General features: G+C 69.0%; 20 protein-coding genes. 11 read left to right on the top strand and 9 right to left on the bottom strand.

Going from position 1 to position 18,035, the window contains the following annotated elements; translation table 11 throughout:
- Window positions 1-8: 8 nt before the first annotated feature.
- The 3 genes from FHR33_RS01980 to FHR33_RS01970 all read right to left on the bottom strand — a co-directional run bounded on the left by FHR33_RS01980 (window position 9) and on the right by FHR33_RS01970 (window position 3,269).
- Window positions 9-839, bottom strand: a complete 831-nt coding sequence (locus FHR33_RS01980; protein WP_183642649.1) for an SDR family NAD(P)-dependent oxidoreductase — start codon at window positions 837-839, stop codon at window positions 9-11.
- Between the two features lie 290 nt (window positions 840-1,129).
- Entirely contained in the window at window positions 1,130-2,356 is a 1,227-nt protein-coding gene (locus FHR33_RS01975) for a cytochrome P450 (RefSeq protein WP_183642646.1), read from the bottom strand.
- Window positions 2,357-2,525: 169 nt separating this feature from the next.
- Complete coding sequence (locus FHR33_RS01970) at window positions 2,526-3,269, bottom strand: SDR family NAD(P)-dependent oxidoreductase (protein WP_183642642.1); 744 nt, start codon at window positions 3,267-3,269, stop codon at window positions 2,526-2,528.
- A 258-nt stretch (window positions 3,270-3,527) separates the two neighbouring features.
- On the opposite strand from FHR33_RS01970, the gene FHR33_RS01965 reads away from it, so the two are divergent.
- A complete protein-coding gene (locus tag FHR33_RS01965) occupies window positions 3,528-3,923 on the top strand; it encodes a DoxX family protein (protein ID WP_183642640.1) in 396 nt (131 codons plus the stop codon).
- An 88-nt stretch (window positions 3,924-4,011) separates the two neighbouring features.
- Here FHR33_RS01965 and FHR33_RS01960 read toward each other — a convergent pair whose 3' ends face one another.
- Window positions 4,012-4,344, bottom strand: coding sequence for a hypothetical protein (locus FHR33_RS01960; RefSeq protein WP_183642637.1), 333 nt, complete (start codon window positions 4,342-4,344; stop codon window positions 4,012-4,014).
- Between the two features lie 317 nt (window positions 4,345-4,661).
- Between FHR33_RS01960 and FHR33_RS01955 the strand changes: the two genes are divergently transcribed.
- The 4 genes from FHR33_RS01955 to FHR33_RS01945 all read left to right on the top strand — a co-directional run bounded on the left by FHR33_RS01955 (window position 4,662) and on the right by FHR33_RS01945 (window position 6,975).
- A complete protein-coding gene (locus FHR33_RS01955; RefSeq protein WP_183642635.1) occupies window positions 4,662-5,045 on the top strand; it encodes a DoxX family protein in 384 nt (127 codons plus the stop codon).
- A 76-nt stretch (window positions 5,046-5,121) separates the two neighbouring features.
- Window positions 5,122-6,054, top strand: a complete 933-nt coding sequence (locus FHR33_RS01950; RefSeq protein WP_183642632.1) for an NAD-dependent epimerase/dehydratase family protein — start codon at window positions 5,122-5,124, stop codon at window positions 6,052-6,054.
- Window positions 6,051-6,296 carry a sigma factor gene (locus tag FHR33_RS52385; RefSeq protein WP_312895319.1) on the top strand — a complete coding sequence of 82 codons (246 nt, stop codon included), beginning with the start codon at window positions 6,051-6,053 and terminating at the stop codon, window positions 6,294-6,296. The genes FHR33_RS01950 and FHR33_RS52385 overlap by 4 nt, the downstream gene beginning before the upstream one ends.
- Window positions 6,289-6,975 carry a sigma factor-like helix-turn-helix DNA-binding protein gene (locus tag FHR33_RS01945; RefSeq protein WP_312895318.1) on the top strand — a complete coding sequence of 229 codons (687 nt, stop codon included), beginning with the start codon at window positions 6,289-6,291 and terminating at the stop codon, window positions 6,973-6,975. Before FHR33_RS52385 ends, FHR33_RS01945 begins: the two co-directional genes overlap by 8 nt.
- Before the next feature lie 297 nt (window positions 6,976-7,272).
- On the opposite strand, the gene FHR33_RS51505 is transcribed toward FHR33_RS01945, so the two are convergent.
- The 4 genes from FHR33_RS51505 to FHR33_RS01925 form a co-directional block, all read right to left on the bottom strand.
- Window positions 7,273-8,781: a DUF4158 domain-containing protein gene (locus FHR33_RS51505; protein ID WP_183642629.1), complete on the bottom strand. Its 1,509-nt coding sequence runs from the start codon at window positions 8,779-8,781 to the stop codon at window positions 7,273-7,275.
- Between the two features lie 220 nt (window positions 8,782-9,001).
- Window positions 9,002-10,147 (bottom strand): FAD-dependent oxidoreductase, encoded by a 1,146-nt coding sequence (locus tag FHR33_RS01935; RefSeq protein WP_183642626.1) that lies wholly within the window; start codon window positions 10,145-10,147, stop codon window positions 9,002-9,004.
- A 17-nt stretch (window positions 10,148-10,164) separates the two neighbouring features.
- Window positions 10,165-11,163, bottom strand: a complete 999-nt coding sequence (locus tag FHR33_RS01930; protein WP_183642623.1) for an NAD-dependent epimerase/dehydratase family protein — start codon at window positions 11,161-11,163, stop codon at window positions 10,165-10,167.
- Window positions 11,160-12,794 (bottom strand): CocE/NonD family hydrolase, encoded by a 1,635-nt coding sequence (locus tag FHR33_RS01925; RefSeq protein ID WP_183642620.1) that lies wholly within the window; start codon window positions 12,792-12,794, stop codon window positions 11,160-11,162. Before FHR33_RS01925 ends, FHR33_RS01930 begins: the two co-directional genes overlap by 4 nt.
- Before the next feature lie 170 nt (window positions 12,795-12,964).
- Between FHR33_RS01925 and FHR33_RS01920 the strand changes: the two genes are divergently transcribed.
- The 3 genes from FHR33_RS01920 to FHR33_RS01910 are packed head-to-tail and all read left to right on the top strand — an operon-like array spanning window position 12,965 to window position 14,647.
- Window positions 12,965-13,471, top strand: a complete 507-nt coding sequence (locus tag FHR33_RS01920; RefSeq protein ID WP_312895317.1) for a GbsR/MarR family transcriptional regulator — start codon at window positions 12,965-12,967, stop codon at window positions 13,469-13,471.
- Window positions 13,472-13,505: 34 nt separating this feature from the next.
- Entirely contained in the window at window positions 13,506-14,210 is a 705-nt protein-coding gene (locus FHR33_RS01915; RefSeq protein ID WP_183642617.1) for a TetR/AcrR family transcriptional regulator, read from the top strand.
- Between the two features lie 2 nt (window positions 14,211-14,212).
- Window positions 14,213-14,647, top strand: coding sequence for a hypothetical protein (locus tag FHR33_RS01910; RefSeq protein ID WP_183642613.1), 435 nt, complete (start codon window positions 14,213-14,215; stop codon window positions 14,645-14,647).
- Window positions 14,648-14,650: 3 nt separating this feature from the next.
- On the opposite strand, the gene FHR33_RS01905 is transcribed toward FHR33_RS01910, so the two are convergent.
- Window positions 14,651-15,883 (bottom strand): cation:proton antiporter, encoded by a 1,233-nt coding sequence (locus FHR33_RS01905; protein WP_183642611.1) that lies wholly within the window; start codon window positions 15,881-15,883, stop codon window positions 14,651-14,653.
- A gap of 71 nt (window positions 15,884-15,954) precedes the next feature.
- On the opposite strand from FHR33_RS01905, the gene FHR33_RS01900 reads away from it, so the two are divergent.
- The 3 genes from FHR33_RS01900 to FHR33_RS01890 are packed head-to-tail and all read left to right on the top strand — an operon-like array spanning window position 15,955 to window position 17,876.
- Entirely contained in the window at window positions 15,955-16,278 is a 324-nt protein-coding gene (locus tag FHR33_RS01900) for a hypothetical protein (protein ID WP_183642608.1), read from the top strand.
- Window positions 16,253-17,194: an ABC transporter ATP-binding protein gene (locus tag FHR33_RS01895; RefSeq protein WP_183642605.1), complete on the top strand. Its 942-nt coding sequence runs from the start codon at window positions 16,253-16,255 to the stop codon at window positions 17,192-17,194. Before FHR33_RS01900 ends, FHR33_RS01895 begins: the two co-directional genes overlap by 26 nt.
- On the top strand, window positions 17,187-17,876 hold the full coding sequence (locus FHR33_RS01890) for an ABC transporter permease (RefSeq protein WP_221240881.1): 690 nt from the start codon (window positions 17,187-17,189) through the stop codon (window positions 17,874-17,876). The genes FHR33_RS01895 and FHR33_RS01890 overlap by 8 nt, the downstream gene beginning before the upstream one ends.
- The last annotated feature ends 159 nt before the right edge of the window (window positions 17,877-18,035 follow it).

Below are 18,035 nucleotides of genomic sequence, written 5' to 3'. Positions count from 1 at the left end.
GCCAGTTCTTACGAGTTCAGGGAGGACGTGTTGGCAATGGCAGCCATGCGGTCGTCGCTGGTCGTTGGTTGCTCGGCATCGCCCCCGAGTTCGATGCCGCCGGCCAGCCAGCCGCCATCGATGGTGAACACGCTGCCTGTGATGAACGACGCGCTCTCACCGGCCAGGAACGCGACCAGATTGGCGACCTCCTCGCTGCGCCCCGGTCGGCCCAGCGGAAATCGGCTGGCGACGTCGAGCTCTTCGCCCATTTTCCGGGTGAGGTCGTTGCTGGCGATGTATCCCGGGCAGATGGCGTTGACCCGGATGCCGACCGGCCCCAGTTCCAGGGCGGCCGACTTGACCAGTCCGAGCACACCGTGCTTCGACGCCGCGTACGCCGCTGACATCCGAACACCGGTGAGCCCGGCAGCCGAGGAGGTGACCACGACCGAGCCACCACCCCCGTCGCGCATCGCCCGGCCCGCCGCCTGCAAACCGAGCAGCACACCACGCAGGTTCACCGCCATGGTGCGGTCCCACTCCTCCAGCGGGTGGTCCAGCACACCGGCCCAGTGTCCCGTCGCGGCGTTGAGGTGTGCGATGTGCACGGCCCCGTAACGGGCGACCGTCTCGCGCACCATCGCATCGTTGTCCTCAGGCGACGCCACGTCCACCCGCATCCCGAACGCCTGGCCACCAGCAGCCACGATCTCCCCGGCCGTCCGCTCGACGTTTTCAAGCGTACGTCCGGCGCAGCACACCCGCGCTCCCAGAGCCGCCAGCGTCGCCGCGGTCGCCGCGCCGATACCGGACCCCGCTCCGGTCACGACCGCGACCTTCCCGGCCAACGAACCCATTCCTTGCTCCGTCATAGTCATCAATTGCTTCCTTTCCTGACCCGAGATCGAGTCTTCTGGTCGAACACGACATCAGCGACGTCGGAGATCTCCAACACGGGCGACAGAACCCCAGGATCACCAACCAAGTTGGTACTGACGGCGCCGCGCCTGTGCCGTGGTCTCGTCGTGGGGTGGTCGGTCAGCAGGACCACAATGCCGTCGTCGTCTTGGGCGAACACGGCCGACTCGGTACGCACTGGCCAAAGCCGGCGCAGACCCCGGTGTCGGCTTTGATCCGCATCATGTCCTCACCAGGTGACCGGCAGTTCGTGAACGCCGTAGATGACGGCATCCGTCTTGAACGGCACTTCCTCGGCCGGTACGGCGAGCCGCAGGGTGGGGATGCGGCGGAACAGCGTGTCGAAGACGATCTGTAGCTCCATCCTGGCCAGGTTCTGGCCCAGGCACTGGTGCGGGCCGAATCCGAAGGCGAGGTGGTGGCGGACTCCGCGCTCGACATCCAGTTCGGCCGGATTCTCAAACACCGCCGGGTCCCAGTTAGCCGACAGGCCCGAGACGATGACGCCCTCGCCTGCCTTGATGCTCACCCCGGCGATCTCCACGTCGTCGGTGGCCAGCCGGGAGGAGACCGTGTCGGTGATGGAGAAGTAGCGCAGCAGTTCCTCCACGGCCATGGGCGTCCTGCCCGGGTCGGCCTTGATCAGGGCCAGTTGCTCCGGATGGGAGAGCAGCCCGACCACACCGAGCGAGATCATGTTCGCCGTGGTCTCGTGCCCGGCGGTGAGCAGCAGGAAGGCCAGGCTCACCAGGCCCGCGTGATCAAGGGTGCCCTCCTGGCGTTGCCGGGCGATCTGCCGGCCGAACAGGTCGTCGCCTGGTTCGGACTCCTTGCGGGTGATCAACTCGTCGAGGTAGGCGCGCAGTTCGGCGAAGGCCCGCTGGCGTTCCTGCGGCGAGGAGGTCCGCCGCACCGCCACGGCGGTGAGGCCCTGGAAGAAGTCATGGTCGGTGTACGGCGCGCCGAGCAGTTCGCAGATCACCAGGGACGGCACCGGCAGGGACAACGCCTGCACCAGGTCGACCGGGCGCTGGTCGGCGGCGAGCATGTCGTCGATGAAGCGGTCGACGATGTCCTGGATCCGCGGGCGCAGCGCGGCCAGCCGCTTCACGGTGAACTCGCCGATCACCGGACGGCGGGCAGCGGCGTGTTCGTTGCCGTCCATGCTGAGCATGTGCGGCGGCTGGCTGCGGAGCTGCCGTAGGGTGGCGGCGTCGACGTTGAAGAGCGGGAAGCCGTCCTTGCGCTTGTCGGAGGAGAAGCGGCGGTCGGCGAGAATGGCGCGGCCTTCCTCGTGCCCGGACACCCACCACGCCTCGCCACCATTGACCAGGCGGATCCTGTTGATCGGCGCCTTCTCGCGCAGTCGCTCGTAGGCGGCGGGCGGGGTGAACGGGCAGCCCCTCTCGACCGGCAGTTCCAGGTCGGCGAGTTCGCTGTCAACGCTCTTCGTCATGAATGACCTCCCAGTGATTGATCTGGCTGAGTTGTTCCGGTCGTTCAGGGTCGGCGTTCATACGCGCGCCGCACCGACCGCCGCCCTCGTGGGGGACAACGGTGGCTGCGAGAGGTGTCACCTCGGCCTTTGCGGGCTCGCCGGCAAAGGGCCGTGGGGTGCGCGGTGGTCACCAGGCAACGGGGCCAAGCCGATCGGTGAAGGTCCCGGTCGGGCCGTCGGCGTCGCTCAGCGCGAGTTTGACGATCGGATCGGTGCCCTCGGTGACGGTCAGCTGGCCGGTGTGGTTGTTCATGTCGGTGGCGGTGAATTTGTGGTTGGCGACTTCTCCGGGAGTGATGCAGTTGAACTTGACCTGCGGGATCGCCTGGGCGTATCGGATGGTGATCATGTTCAGCGCCGCTTTGGACGAGGTGTAGGCGAGCTCGTGCATCTTCGAGACGGCCTGCTGTGGATCGGTCACGACCGCGAAGGAACCGCCGGCGCTGGACACCATCACCACCCGCGGATGGTCCGCCGCCTGCAGCAGGGGAAGGAACGCGTGCGTGACCCTGACCGGTCCGTACACGTTGGTGTCGTAGACGGAGTGAATTTCGTCGGCCGTCGCGTCTACCGGCGTAATGCCCTTTCCTGGCGTGCCGGCGTTGTTGATCAGCACATCCAGCCGATCGGTGTGCTCCCGGACGAGCCGTACGGCGTCGGTCACGGACTCGTCCGAGGTCACGTCCAGCGGGACCATGACCACGTTCGCGCCGCCGTCGCTCAGCTTGTCGGCAGCCGCTCGTCCTCGCCTTTCGTCGCGTGAGCCGAGAAAGATCGTCCAGCCCTGTTCGCCGAGCCGCCGGGCCGTCTCAAGGCCAAGTCCTTTGTTGCCACCGGTGATCAGCACTGAGGTCTGTTCCGAGTTCGTCATGCCCTCTGAGACGAGATGCCCCGATGGGCTGTGACACGGTGTGAGCGGCCTCACAATCGCGAGCTTGTGGGCTGGTATCGGCGGGAGCTTTGTCCATCGGCCGGCCGGTCACCAGATCAGGGTCGCTGCGATGGACACGACATGCGGCCCCGCCGGGGATCCCGCTGAAGACAGGACGCGCGAGTGTTCGGAGATGTCACTGGCGGGGTCGCTGTCTCGTCTTGGGGGTGCAGGCAATCCTCGATCAAGGAGTAGATGATGAACCTCGCGTTGTGGATCGCTGCCGGGTTCCTGGCCGTGCTAGCGCTGAGTAGCGGCATCCAAAAGACGTTCGTGCCCAAGGACAAGCTGGCTGCCTTCCATCAGAGGACGCTTGCTTATGGATGGACCGCAGACGCCAGTGTCGGCTTCCTCAAGACCCTGGGTGTTCTTGAGCTCCTGGCCGCGGCCGGCCTGATCCTGCCCGCCGCGCTCGGCATCGCGCCGGTTCTGGTGCCGGTGACCGCGGTCTGCTGGATCCTGCTGATGGTCGGCGCCGTGATCACCCACGTTCGACGTGGCGAATCCGTGTTCGTGCTGGTGTGCGTGATCTATCTCGCGGTTGCGGCGTTTATCGCGTGGGGCCGCTTCGTGCTCGAGCCCTTCACCGGCTGACGGGCGGCGACCCACAGTTCCCGATCTTCTGGCCCCGTCCTGCGGAGGGGCGGTGGTCGATCTTGGAGAGTGATGACCATGCGAGTGTTCATGGCAGGTGGGAGCGGGGGTTCTGGGGCGGCGGCCGGTGTCGCAGCTCGTGGCGCGAGGCCACCAGGTGACGGCCACGACGACGACTGAGGCGAGGCTGGGGCTGCTGGCGAAGCTGGGCGCGACTCCCCCAGGACGTGTTCGCGAACAGGTGCAGGAGCCGGTGTGCCGCATTGTCCGCCAGCGCGCCGCCGAAGAGCTGCTCCCCAGTCCACACGAACGCCACCGGTGACGTGGCCGCCGCGGTGTTGCGCAACGCCGCGGCCGCGAAGAACCCGAGCGCCGCCAGCCACAGCGCGGGCGCCGGCCACACCAATTGCCCCCGCCGCACCGCCGTACGCGAACGTCCACCAGCCGCTCGCCATGAGCGCGACGGAGACCACCACCGCGCACGCGGCCGTGCAGCCTAGCGCCACGACTGCGGTGGACCTGGCTCATGCCGGCCGCCTACACCCAGCTCTGCCTGGCCCGCGCCTTCGTCACCAACCTGCGCCTGCCCTGAGAAAACCCCTGCCCGCCGAGCAGTGGCGGGGTGCGGGCCACGGGTGCGGCCTGGGGGCCGCAGGGTTGCGAAGGCTGGGAGATGTCACTGCGGGGGTCGCTGTCTCGTCTAGGGGGTGCAGACAATCCTCGATCAAGGAGTGGACGATGAACCTAGCGTTGTGGATCGCTGCCGGACTGCTGGCGGTGGTGGCCTTGAGCGGCGGCATCAGCAAGGCGTTCGTGCCCAAGGAGAAACTGGCTGCGGTCCATGGTGGGGGATGGACCGCAGACGCCAGCGTCGGCTTCGTCAAGACCCTCGGCGTCCTTGAGCTCCTGGCCGCGGCGGGCTTGATCCTGCCCGCCACGCTCGGCATCGCGCCGGTTCTGGTGCCGGTGACCGCAGTCTGCTGGATCCTGCTGATGGCCGGCGCGATGATCACCCACGGTCGACGCGGCGAATCCGCGTTCGTGGTGCTGAACCTGGTCTACCTCGCGGTTGCGGCGTTCATCGCGTGGGGCCGCTTCGTCCTTGAGCCCTTCACCGGTTGACGGGCGGCGACACCCAGTTCCGATCATCTGGCCCCCTCCGCGGAGGGATCGTGGCCGACCATGGAGAGTGATGACCATGCGAGTGTTCGTGGCAGGCGGGAGTGGGGTTCTGGGGCGGCGGCTGGTGTCGCAGCTCGTGGCGCGAGGCCACCAGGTGACGGCCACGACGACGACTGAGGCAAAGCTGGGGCTGCTGGCGGAGTTGGGCGCGCAGGGGTTGGTGATGGACGGCCTGGATGCGATGTCGGTCGGTGAGGCGGTGGCCACCGCTCGGCCGGACGCGCTCGTGCACCAGATGAGCGCGATGTCGAGGACGCACGCGGGCAAGCCCGACATCAAGCACCTCAACCGGTGGCTCACCCAGACCAACCGGCTGCGCACGGAGGGGACGGACCACCTGCTGGCCGCCGCCGAAGCCACCGGGGTCTCCCACCTCGTCGCGCAGAGCCACGCTTCATGGAACGGCATCCGGCAGGGCGGATGGGTGAAAACCGAGGAGGACCCGCTGGACCCGGAGGAGGATACGGTGGCACGCGCCGGGGCGGCGGCGATCCGCCATGTCGAGGAGGTGATCGTCAAGGCCGGCGGTGCAGCCTTACGCTATGGCGGGCTGTACGGGCACGGGGCCATAGACGACCAGGTCGAACTCATCCGCAAGCGGCAGTTTCCGCTGGTGGGGGGCGGCACCGGCTACTCCTCCTGGGTGCATGTGGACGACGCGGCGAGTGCCACGGTCCTGGCGGTGGAGCAGAAGGCCAGAGGTGTGTTCGACATCGTGGACGACGAACCGGCCCCGGCCGTCGAATGGCTGCCGTATCTGGCGGAGTGCGTGGGAGCGAAGCGGCCGAAGCGGGTGCCCACATGGCTGGCCCGGCTGCTGGTCGGACAGGTGGCGGTGACGATGATGACCGAGGGGCGCGGCTTCTCCAACGCCAAGGCCAAGCGGGAGCTCGGCTGGCAGCTGCGCTACCCGTCGTGGCGGCAGGGTTTCACGGAGGAGCTGGCATGAGCAGGACCAAGAAGTTTCAGGAGCTGCGGCCGCTGTTGTTCTCGATCGCCTACCGGATTCTGGGCAGCGTGAGCGAGGCCGAGGACGCGGTCCAGGAGACCTGGCTGCGCTTCGAAGCGGCCCCGACCGAGCTCAGGACGGTCAAGGCGTTCCTGTCGGCCACGGTGACCTCGGATCTCGATCGACGTGTTGCGCTCGGCCCGTGTCCGGCGGGAGGAGTACGTCGGGCCGTGGTTGCCTGAGCCGCTGCTCGCCGATCCATACCAGGACCCGGAGCGGTCGGCGGAGCTGGCGGACTCGTTGTCGATGGCGGCCTTGGTGCTGCTGGAGCGGCTGTCCCCGCTTGAGCGGGCGGTCTTCGTGCTGCGGGAAGTGTTCGACTTCGGCTTTCCCGAGGTCGCGTCAGCGGTGGGGCGCTCGGAGGCGGCGTGCCGACAGCTGGCGGTGCGGGCGCGGCGCCATATGGCCGCAGGCCGGCCCCGCTTTCAGGCGGGCCGCAAGGAGCGAGAAGAACTGGCGTCGCGGTTCTTCGACGCCCTGCGTGAAGGCGACGTCGCCGGCCTGCAGAATCTGCTGGCTGCCGATGTATCGATGGTCGGTGACGGCGGCGGCAAGGCCCCGCAACTGGCCAAGGCCGTTATCGGCGCCCAGAACGTGGCCCGGCTGCTCGCCTCGGTCTTCCCTCAGATGGCCCTGATCGGCGTGACGGGCGAGCCGCACGAGGTCAACGGCCAGCCGGGCGCGATCTTCCGCGACCGGGGCGGCAAGGTGCTGCACGCCCTGGCGCTCGATGTGCTCGACGGGCAGATCCAGACGATCCGCACGGTGATCAACCCCGACAAGCTCGGGCACGTAGGCCCAGTGGCGGACGCCTGGGCCATCAACCGCGAAGTAAGGCAGGCACTGCGCCCTACGCAATAGCCGCTACGGCCGGCACCTCGAACCCCAGCGGCCGGGCAGGGCAGCGAGCCGTCGAAAACCACCCTCGATGAGGGCCCGGCACCACGGTCCGGGCAGCCTTTTACCGCGCGACATCGCCGCACGCCTGGTCGTCACCAGGGGCAAGAGGAAAGGACGGCGCCCCTCGGCGGCGACCGTCGTGCGGATGCTCCGCGACCATGACGACAAGACCAGCACTGCTCCCGATGCGGCGGGCGCGGCGGCTCGATGACTTCGCCCGTTGCCCCGGCCCGCCCACTCCGGGCAGGCAAAGATGGCTTACATGCCGGAGCCGAGCGAGTCGATCCAGCCGGTGTATGAGCCGGTGTATGAAGTGGTGAAGGTCGTCCGCCTGCCCGTGCCCAACGAGATCCGCGAACCGGACTGCATGATCGGCCCGAAGGTCAGGGAGCCAGGCGGCGGATCCGCCGCCTGGCTCCCTGGCTCGTGCCCCGTCAGGCCCCGCGTGCGTGCCGCTGGCACCACCAGGTGGACTGGAGCCAGGCCGCAGAGGCGGCCATTCGTCTGGTCCGCCAGGCCCAAGCCGCCGGCCTTCACGGCGAACGCATCAGCGACTACGCCATCGAACGCCTTGACGAGCAAGGTCTCGGCGATCGGGAACAAGATGCGGTCCTCGCCCTGGCCTGCACCGGAGGAATCGAGCCGAACACCGAACCCAACGCCGAATGGCGCTACTTCGAGGGGCAACACCGCGTGGCGGCGCAGCTCGACCAGGGGGTGCGGCAGACCGTCGTGCAACGCTGGGAGTCGTTCGACCCCGCCACCGGCCTGCCGATCCGGCAGCGATCCGAGCCGTAGACGGCGGGCCACCCTCCGGAACTCGCTGCTCAGCTCGTTTTCGACCTTCCTCTCGGCCCGCACGCTGATCTTGTGGACGAGCTGGATCAGCAGCTCCACCAGACCGTCGATCATCTCGGCCTTGCGCACCCAGCACAGCGCCGCCAGCAAGGTCAGCCTGATCGGCTCCGGCGCGGCGGCGAAATCGGACGGGTACATGCGCATCGCCCGTGCCCGCCACACCTCCACCACCTTCTCCGACACCCCCTCGAACAGTTCCTCCGGTAACCCGATCGCCTTCACCCGCTCCAGCTTGACGATCTCGGCCAGCAGCGTCTCCAACTGCAGCGGTCCGGGGTCCTCCTTCAGCTCCTGCAGGAAGCTGCGCGCTCCGGCTGCCCCGGCCCCGCCCTCGCCGTCCGGATCGGGGTCAGGGTCGGGGACTGTGATCAAGTCTTCAAGCGCAGCCGCTGCCGAGATGGGGCACCGTCGCATCGTGGTGGTGGTGAACTCCCGCTCGAACAGCGCCTCAGCCGCGCCGGCCAGCCGCTCGATCTGCTTGGGCGTGGGAGGCTCAGTGCGGTCCTCTCGGCAGCGGGTCAGCAGCGCGGCACGCAGCCGCTCCCGCGAGGTCTCCACCGGGCAGATCTTGTCGGCCAGCCAGAACGTCAGCTTGTCCTCATCGGCGACCGTCGGCTCGCGAAAGCCATGGAACCGGCGGATCTGCGCCCGGTGATACTCAATCGTGCTGCCCGACCAGCGGTACTCGGCGAACAGCGCCGCATCGACCTTCACCTGCCCCGCCACGTAGTCCACCGCGGCCTTCGGCACGTCCTCCCGGCGCGGAAAGCGGCCCTCCAGCTCGAAGAACTTCAGCATCAGCGCGAATCCGAGACGGGTGGCACCGCTCTTGTTCGCCAGTAACTCGGCCTCGGCCTCATCCAGTGTCCAGCACTCGATGAGGTCCTCCAGCTCCCACTCTCTGCGCATCGGCAGGGATCCTTTCTCCTCCGATCGCCATAGATGCGCAAAGCACCCTGCTCCGCATAGATGTCGCTACGGTCCGGTACCGCCCATCCGTGACCACTACGTGCCGCTCTTGAAACATTGCATGCGTTACTTTGGGGCTGGTCGCGCGGACCCGAGTGGGGGCCCGACAAAGATCGCCCTCCCCCGCAAACGACTCCCGCCCGCTCCTGGACCCAGGGGTTCAGCCCTTGATGAAGCGGCGGATCATGTAGCGGCGTACCGCCGGGAGGGCGGCCAGGCGCAGTGGCAGTTGGGTCAGCCACAGCAGCAGGGGGTTGGCGGGCGCGTAGACGCCTTTGACCCGGCGTCCCAGCCTCTGTTTCCTCTCTGCCTCCGGCCGGAGCGCCTTCTCCCACGCGGTCAGGGCAGCGCCGATGTCGCCGGGGTGGGCGTCGAGTTCGGCCCCCAACCGGTCGGCACCGCCCACGGCCAGGGAAGAGCCGTATCCGGCGAACAGCGTGACGCACCAGGCCGCATCCCCCAGCAGGACCACGCGGCCGCGATGCCAGGTGGGGGCGACGACCTGGCTGACGGTGTCGAAGTAGACCGAGCCTGCTCGCTCCAGTCCCGCCAGCGCTTCGGGGACCACCCAGCCGAGGTCGCCGTAGATGCGGTGCAGCTCGGTAGCCGCGCCCTCACCTGGGCGAGCGTGGCCGGAGCGGTAGCCGAAGAAGGCGACGTTACGGCCGTCGCCGACGCTGATGACCGCCACGGTACGGCCGCCGGCGGACAGGGTGCCAGTGGTGCCGGGCGCGATGGCGTCGGGACGTTTGTCGAGCATGTAGACGGCGACCTTGTGCTCCAGGTCGAGCAAGTGGTCGCGCTCGGGGCCGAAGACCAGGGCGCGGGTGGCCGAGTGCAGGCCGTCGGCGCCGATCAGCAGGTCGGCCTGTTCGACGGTGCCGTCGCTGAGCCCCACGTGGACGGCGTGCGCGTCCTGGTCGACGGCGGTGATGGAGGTGCCGAAGCGGATCTCGGCATGGTCGCGGACGCGCTCGTACAGGACGGTTTCGAGATCGCCACGCAGGATGGTCATCGAACGGGGGCCGGTGGTTGCGGCGATGGTCTCGCGGGTCAGGGAGAAGCGCCGCTCGCCGTTGGGCTTGTGGTAGACGAGTTCCTCGGTGATGAAGGACTTCTTCTGCAGGTCGGGCAGGATGCCCATACGTTCGGCGGCGTCGTAGCCGATGCCGCCGAAGGTCACGGCGTAGCCGCCGCTGCGGCGCTGGGGGGCACGCTCGATGACGAGGGTGTCCCAGCCGATCTGGGACAGGCGCAGAGCGGCGGCCAGGCCGGCGATTCCCGCTCCGATGATGATGGCGCGCATGAGGGTTTCCTTGCTGGTCAGAGCCGGCGCAGGAGGCGCTGTTCGGCAGCCGGGTCGAGCCAGGTGTCGGGTGAGGGGGCGTCCGGGCGCGGGACGGGGTCGCCTTCGGCCTGCAGCCAGGCCCAGGTGTCAGCGAGGGTGTCGCGCAGCGGGCGGGTGGTGAGCCCGGCGGCGAAGGCGGCGTCCACGTTGGCGTCGTGCATGCCGCTGGGCGTCGAGCCGTCGGGCAGGCGCAGTCCGAGCTCCGCGCCCAGCGACAGGCCTTCCTGCCGCAGGAGGTCGGCGGGCGCCCAGACCAGCTCGGCCTCGAAGCCGGTCACCTCCAGCGCCGTGGTCAGCAGCTGCCCGACCGTCACGGCGCGGGGGCGGCCTGTCGCCGTGTAGGCGCCGCCCACGCCGCCTTCGGCGCAGCGCAGCATCCAGGCGGCCAGGTCACGGACGTCGATGTACTGCAGCGCCGCCTCGGCCGGGCCGGGGGCGAGGACGCGTCCGCCCTTCTCCAGGCGGCGCAACCACCACGGGATGCGGCCGACGTCCTCGTACGGGCCGAGGATCATCCCGGCTCTGGCCAGCAGGGCGCGCTCGCCGTACACCTCGGTGACGACCAGTTCGCCGCCGCGCTTGGCGGCGGCGTAGTCGGCGCTGTCGTCGCTGGCAGGATCGCCGTCGACCAGCGGGGCGCTCTCGTCCGCGCCCGCCGGCCAGGGCCAGCGGTGCACGCCGCGGCTGGAGACGTAGCCGTAGTGTCCGGCGCGGCCGGCCAGCAGCCGGGCGCTGTGGGCGACCACGCGCGGTGCCCAGGCCCAGGTGTCGATCACGGCGTCCCATTCGCCGTCGCCGAGCGCGGCCGTCACGGCTTCGGGGTCGGTGCGGTCGGCGAGCAGCGCCCGGACTCCGGGGGCCGGTGGGCGGCTGAGACCGCGGTTGAGCGTGGTCACCTCGTCGCCGCGCTCCAGCGCGGTCTCGGCGATCGCGCGGCCGACGTGGTGGGTACCGCCGAGGACGAGCAGCTTCATGAGGTTTCCTCCGTGAGGGGTAGCCAGAGGGCTGACGGGTGGTCGGGGTCGTGGAAGATCTCGTGGATGGAGGCGGGCAACGCGAGCGTCGTGGCCAGGGGCTCGCCGGTGCCCGGGTTACGGCCGTAGCGGGGGTGGGCGCCGCTGGAGACCTGCAGCCGGATGCGGTGGCCGCGGCGGAAGCGGTGCGCCAGTGGCCACAACGCGATGTCCACGGTGATCACCCCGTCGCTGTCGCGAGGGATGTCGCTCGCAGGGTCGAGACGCGCGACGCCGTCGCAGAGGTTGACCGAGCGGCCGCGCGGGCTCACCTCACACAGCCGGGCCACGTAGTCGACGTGCGGGATGGAGGCGCGGGCGTGCAGGCGGACCCGGACCGGGCCGATGACCTCGACCTCGCGGGCGAGCGGGGCGGTGGTGAAGGTGAGCACGTCGGGCCGGGCTTCGATGGCGCGGTTGTCGGCCGGGCCCGACGACATACTCACCGTCGTGCCGCCGACGGTGGGCGTGGGGGCGGCCGGGTCGTAGCGGTAGCGGCTGGGGCCGGCTGCGGGGTCGGCGTGCGTGCGGTTCAGCCCGTCGCCGGGATGCAGGTACCAGGGTGTCGGCTCATGGGCGGGCGGCCATCCAGGCAGGTCCTGCCACCTGTTCGCGCCCGTGACGAATACCCGCACCCCCGAGAGGGCTCGCCTGCCGAGCAGGGCCGCGTCCAGCGCGGCGAGCGCGTCACGCATGCCGTCGCGGGTGTACAGGCCCTTGCCGTGGCCCCACGGCCCGATCAGCAGCCGGACCGTACGGCCCGCCGCGAGCAGCGCGGCGTGGTCGGTCAGCATGCCGGGGAGGAAGAAGTCGTACCAGCCTCCCTGCAGGTGCACCACGGGCGGCATCCGCCCGACGTTGGCGCGGTGGTCCATGCGCGACCAGTACGCCTGGTCGGGGCCGTTGCCGATCCATTCCTGGAACCAGCTCACCCGGTGCCCCGTCAGCGCCCGATCGGCCTCGGCAAGCGGGAGCGTGGCACTGGCGCGGCGCAGCTTACGGCCGGCGGCGGGCACCGCCAGGAACTGCCGGACGAGCGAGAAGTCGCCGCTGAACATGGTGTCGACGAGCTGGACCCAGCCGAGCGCGTTGCCCAGGGCGAAGGCGCCGCCCGGGTACATGAACCCCTCGGCGAAGGCCGAAGGGGCGTCCTGGATGACGGCGATCTTCCACTCGGGGATCTGCCGGGCGGCCAGCTCCCACTGGGCATAACCCAGGTAGCTGGCTCCCCATGTCGCCAGCACGCCGCCGAACCACGGCTGGGCGCGCAGCCAGCTCAGCGTGCCGTCGGCGTCGGCCGGGTCGATGACGAATCCGTCGAAGCGTCCGCCGGAGCCGGCCGTGCCACGCAGGCTCTGATACAGCACCTGGTAGCCGCGTTCGGCCAGGACTCTGGGCAACTGGTCCAGCGGGTTGCCTCTGCCGTACGGGCTGCGCAGCAGCACCAGAGGCGGGCGGTGGACTCCCGCCGGGTAGTAGTGGGTGGCCAGCAGCGGCACGCCGTCGGCGGCCGGGATCTGGACGTCGCGCCGTACGCGTACCGGGTGCCGGACGGCGGGACGCACGCCGAACAGGCGGCTGAGCAGGGTCATCGCGGGGTCATCTCCTCGTCGACGTGGGTTGGATCACACATCGCCGACCAGGCTTCCCGGCACACCATCGGCCTCTCCGCACAGCGGACCCCGATGGCCATCAGTATACCGAATTTTCAGAAAATTCTGAAGTCACGTGATGTTGGATATCCTCGCCACGGAGGTTGAGCGTGAACGACAAGCGTGAGCAGTGGCAGGCGGCCGAGCAGCTGGCCTTGGTGTTGACCGAGGGCGGGCTGCAGCGGATGGCCGCGCGGACCTTGGCGGTGTTCCTGTTCACCGACCAGGAGAGCGTGACGGCGGGCGAGATCGCCGAACGGCTGGAGGCCAGCGCGGGCGCGGTCTCCGGCGCGGTGAAATCACTGCTGACGGTCGGCCTGATCGAACGGCTGCCCGCCCCTGGCAGCCGCCGCGAGCACTACCGGCTGCGCGACGACGCCTGGGCCACCCTCTTCACCAGCCAGAACACGGTCATCCAGACCATGCTCCAGGCTGCGAGAGCCGGGATCGACTCCACCGAGGCCGACGATCCCGCACACCGGCGGCTCACACAGATGCGCGACTTCTACGAGTTCCTGCTCGGCGAACTGCCCGCTCTGCTGCAACGCTGGCATCAGCACAGCAGCAAGGAGGCGAAGAGGTGGAGGCTTGACAGCCACCCGAGCACGGGTCATTAATAAACCAACGGTCGGTTTATTAATGGAGTCGCTCATGGCCCGGACGATCGACGCGGTTGCGCACACAGCTCGGCGGGAGGAATTCCTCGACGCCGCACAGCTCCTGATCGAGAGCCAGGGCTACGCACGGATGAGCGTGCAGGACGTGCTGGCCGAGGTCGGCACCTCCAAGGGAGCCTTCTATCACTACTTCGACTCCAAGCAGGCCCTCCTGCAGGCCGTGGTGGAGCGCAATGCCGACCTCCTGCAAACGCATCTGACGCCGTTCGTGGACACGCCCGACCATTCGGCACTGGACGACCTCCAACGCTTCTTCGCCGCCCTGGCCGGGTGGAAGACGCAGCGACGGGATCTCCTGACCGCGCTGCTGAGGGTCTGGTACTCCGACGACAACGCCGTCGTCCGACACAAGACGCGCTCGGTGGTGTCCGCGCGGATCGTGCCCCTGCTTGCCGCGATCGTGGGCAAGGGTGTCGCAGAAGGGACCTTCACCGCGCGCGACCCGCAACAGACGGCGCGCGTTCTGTTGTCGCTCGTCAACGACCTGAATGACGCCCTGGGCGAGCTGTTCCTCACCCAGAAGCCGCACGCCCCTTCGGCCACCCGCGTCCGGCCGGTCGTCGCGGCCTACACCGACGCGCTCGAGCGCGTCCTCGGCCTGCCGTCCGGCTCACTACGGCTCGTGGATGTGGTGACTCTGGCGGCCTGGTTCGACGGGGGCGACCCCGTCAAGGAGTGAACATGGCCCTCGCCCTGAAGATCCTGCTCGGCCTGTACATCCTGCAGGCGCTGATCAAGTTCATCAACCTGTTCGCCATCCCCTACGACGTCCGCATCAAGCGCATCGCCGCCTACCATCGCAGCCAGGCCAGCAAGGTGTTCGACCACATTTTGCTGACGCTCATGGCCGTCCTGGTGGCGCTGCTGGCCACAGTCGGGCTCGAGCACCTCAGCTTCATCACCGGCCTGCTGGTCGGCCTGACTCTGACCCAGGTGCTCTTCCACCGCTTCACCCAGCCTCTCCCGCCGGACCGGACACCCCCGCCACCCGGCACGCCGATCACGACCATGTCGTACGCCATCCAGGCCAACCCACGGCTTGCCTGGCGCGAGCTCGTCATCCAGACCGCACTGTTCGCCTGGGCCCTGGTGGCGCTGATCACGCAGGGCGGCTGAGCGTCAGGACGCTCCCCGCTCCTTGCGCACCCGCTCGCGCAGGCGGCGGGCGACGCCGTACCAGGCGGGCACCTCCTGCTCGTCGTCGAACCATCGGGCCACCACGATGTCGGTGGAGGAGTGCAGCAGGATCGAGACCACGATGGTGACCGCGACCAACTGGAAGACCTCCTGCGCGGCGGCGATGCCGGAGGCCAGGACGATGAGGCCGTAGACCACCGAGGCGAAGCCCTTGGGTCCGAACCAGGCGACCGCGGCCTGTTCCCGCACGTTCAGCCCGGAGCCCAGGAAGGAGATCCAGATGGCGAGCGGCCGGGCCAGCACCAGCGCGACGATGGCGAACAGCCATCCCCGCCAGCCGACCGATCCGAGCAGCGGCAGGCTGATCAACGCGCCGAACACCAGCAGGGCCGCGAGCTTGAACAGCTCGGCGATCAGCTCGCCGAAGTGCTCGAACGACTCGCGCTGCCGCTCTCCGAAAGTGGCCACCGTGATGCCGGCACAGAAGGCGGCCAGGAACAGGTTGCCGTGCGTGGCCTTGCCCAGCGCGAGCACCAGCAGCCCGATCGCCAGGGCGTTGAGCGGCTCGTAGGCGGTGGAGGCGGAGAACCAGCGGGTGCGCTCCAGCTTGATCGCCACCCACGGCACCGCCACCCCGATGACGATGCCCAACCCGAGCTCCAGGCCGAGCTCACCCAGGTGCAGGCTCTCCGATCCAGCGGCCACCGCCAGGAACAGCATCACGAACGGCAGCGCCAGCCCGTCGTTGACACCGGACTCGACGTTGAGGAGCTGACGCAGCCGGGGCGGCACCTTCTCGTTGCCGACCAGCGCGGCGGCGAAGACCGGGTCGGTGGGCGCGAGGATCGCGCCGATCAGCAAGGACTCCATCCAACCTAGGCCGACCAGATAGTGCGCGCCCAGCGCGGTCACAACCAGGGTGAGCGGCAGTCCCCACCCCAGGGCCCGGCCAGGCAGGCGCCACGCGGTGCGCAGATCCTTCCAGCCCACCCGCATGCCGTCGGTGAACAGCACCGCGAACAGGGCCAGCTCGGCCAGCGTCGCGACGATCTCGTCATTTGGGGCGAGCGAGACCACACCAAGCGCCCCGTCGCCGAGCAGAAACCCCGCCACCAGGAACAGCGCCGCCGTTGACAGGATCGTGCGGTTGGCCAGGCTGGACAGCAGCACCGCCAGCAGCAGGAGGCCGGCGAACACGAGCAGGAGAACACTCACAGAAACCTCGATCGATGGTCACAGGGGGAGATGGGGGTAGCCACGAGGTCCACCGTGATCACGGTGGCGCGGTGAAGGTCGAGAAGCTGATGGCAGCGCGGTCACCTGCGCTGATGGCCGCCTTGCGGGCCGGCGTCCCGACGGAGGTGGCGGTGCCGGCGAGGTCGACGCCGAGAGACAGCAGCCGGGCCTGGCATCTGCGTTCCGGACAGGACGAGGGCCGCAAGCCCATGACCGTCTACGACGGCGACCGTGACGGTCGGGCAGGACACGACCAGGACACGAGTGCACACGCGCCAGGCACCCCTTTCGTGATCGACAAAATGACTGCCGACCAGACTTCCCGGCGCACCCGACAGGAACCTATCAATGACGGTCAAGATCGGGCAGAGTGAACCCGTGCCGGTCATCGAGGTCGTCAACGCGTCCAAGCGCTACGGCGACGTCGTGGCCGTCGATGGCGTCAGCTTGCAGGTGCAGGCCGGTCAGATCTACGCCTTGCTCGGGCTCAACGGCGCCGGCAAGACGACCTTGATCCGCATGCTGCTCGGCATGATCACGCCCACCGAGGGCTCGGTGAGCGTGCTGGGCGCCAGGGTGTCCCGCGGTGAGCGAGCAGCATGGGGCCGGACCGGTTACCTCGTGGAAGCTCCCGCCGCCTACCCTGAGCTGACCGTCCGCGAGAACCTGGAGGTCGTGCGCAGGCTGCGGCGCCTGCCCACGCGACCGGCGCCAGGACCGGTCGACGCCATCATCGAGCGCCTGTCCCTCACCTCCTACGCCGACCGCCGCGCACAGGCCCTGTCGATGGGCAACCTGCAGCGATTGGCCCTGGCCAAGGCCCTTGTCCACGCTCCCGAACTGCTCATCCTCGACGAGCCCGTCAACGGCCTGGATCCCGCCGGCGTCGTAGAGATCCGCGCTCTGCTGGCCGACCTTGCCCGCGAGCACGGCACCACGGTGCTGCTGTCGAGCCACCTGCTCACCGAGGTCGCGCGGCTGGCTACGCGCATCGGCATCCTCCATCACGGCCGCCTGCTCCAGGAACTCGCCGCCAGCGGCCTGGACCAGCAGCTGCGGCGTCGCCTACGGGTGGCCACCCGTGACGACACCAAGGCCCACCACGTGCTCAGCACACGCGGTTACCACCCCGCGTCCGACCTGGTGCTCACCGACGACCACGCCATAGAGCACCCCGAACAGGTCGCCACCGTGCTGGTGAAGTGTGGGGTGCCACCCGTCCAGCTCCTCGTCGAGGAAGAAGATCTGGAGACCTACTTCCTGCGCGTGGTGGGAGCCGACAATGCGTGAAGCGCTATGGGCGGAGCTGCTGAAAGTGCGGCGCAGTCGCCTACCCTGGATCAGCGCCCTGGCCTTCACCGTGGCCACCCTCGTCTGCGGGCTGTTCATGTTCATCCTGCAAGACCCGCAGCGAGCGCAGGCTCTCGGCCTGCTCGGCGCCAAGGCCCAGCTGAGCGGCGCCACCGCCGACTGGACCGGCTACCTGGCACTGCTGGCCCAGGCCGTCGCAGTCGGCGGCCTGCTGATCTACGGAGTGATCGCCATCTGGCTGTTCGGCCGTGAGTTCAGCGACCATACCGCCAAGGACCTGCTGGCCCTGCCCACCTCCCGATCTGCCATCGTCGGAGCCAAATTCATCATCGCCGGGCTCTGGTCAGTGCTCCTTGCCGTCCAGGTCTGCGGGCTCGGCCTGCTGATCGGCGCGCTGTTGGGCCTACCTGGCTGGTCGGGACAACACGTCGCCGAGGGCGTTGCGAGAGTCCTGATCGCTGCGTCGCTGACCTCGCTGCTCAGCTGTCCCTGGCCGCCAGCACCGGCCGCGGCTACCTGGCAGCTGTGGCCGCCCTCTTCGCCGCGCTCTTCACCGCCCAGGTCGTCGCCGCACTCGGCTTCGGCGCCTACTTTCCCTGGTCGGTGCCCGGCCTGTTCGCCGGTACCGCGGGCCCTGGCCACGACCCACCCAACGTCCTGAGCTTCCTGCTGGTGCTGAGCACCGGCTCTGTTGGTGTGTACGCGACCGCCGCTTGGTGGCGGAAAGCAGACCACAATCGGTAGCCGCTGGCAGCCGAAAGAGACCCCCGCAGCACCGCCACGGTGCTGCGTCGTCACGCCACCGGGTGGAGACGCGTCG

The organism is Nonomuraea dietziae (genome assembly GCF_014195505.1).
Classification (GTDB): domain Bacteria; phylum Actinomycetota; class Actinomycetes; order Streptosporangiales; family Streptosporangiaceae; genus Nonomuraea; species Nonomuraea roseola.
The sequence above is the reverse complement of the archived record's forward strand: the minus strand, read 5'-3'. Positions and strand labels throughout refer to the sequence as shown.